1 protein-coding gene is annotated in these 509 nt (G+C 56.0%); it reads right to left on the minus strand.

All coding sequences use genetic code 11. The features are described from left to right. The coding region (locus QVP03_RS08190) for an ArdC family protein (protein WP_288210708.1) at nucleotides 1-456 on the minus strand (456 nt) is incomplete at its 3' end. Nucleotides 457-509 lie beyond the last annotated feature (53 nt).

The raw sequence follows: 509 nt of genomic DNA on the forward strand, positions 1-509 counted from the left end.
GTAGCGCTCCGGCTGCTGTTCCGACATATCCGTCTGGTCGATGTTGAAAACCGGGTAATAGCGCATCACGGGCAGCACGTCGTATTGCCGCCGCTGCTCCTGCGGCAGGCGGTAATAGTCCGCCAACTCAATCTTCTTGCGGGTCTCCTTATGGCGGATATACAGTTTCCAGAAGAAGACCGGGAACGAACCGGAGCCTTTGAGGATGTTCAGACCCTCCTCCTTGGCCTGCTTGAACGTCATAAAAAGCGGCGTACTGTAGCCTGCGATCTCCGAGAGGAACAGCAGCATCAGGATATTCCCGCCCCGGTAGGGCGTGCCGCGCAGGTTGCGCGGAAGACCGTGCGCGAGGTCGGCGATCCACGGCTTGCGCCACGTTTCGGTAAGCGTCTCCATTTTCTTTATCATCAGCTCCGTCAATTGCGGAGCGATCTTTTCAATAAGGTTCTTGTTCATGGCTCTTTTCTTTAAGTTATTCTTCCTCCGGAGCGGCAGCTTGCCGCCTAAGG

It is taken from the genome of Alistipes sp. CAG:29, from assembly GCF_000435435.1.
Taxonomy (GTDB): Bacteria; Bacteroidota; Bacteroidia; order Bacteroidales; family Rikenellaceae; genus Alistipes; species Alistipes onderdonkii.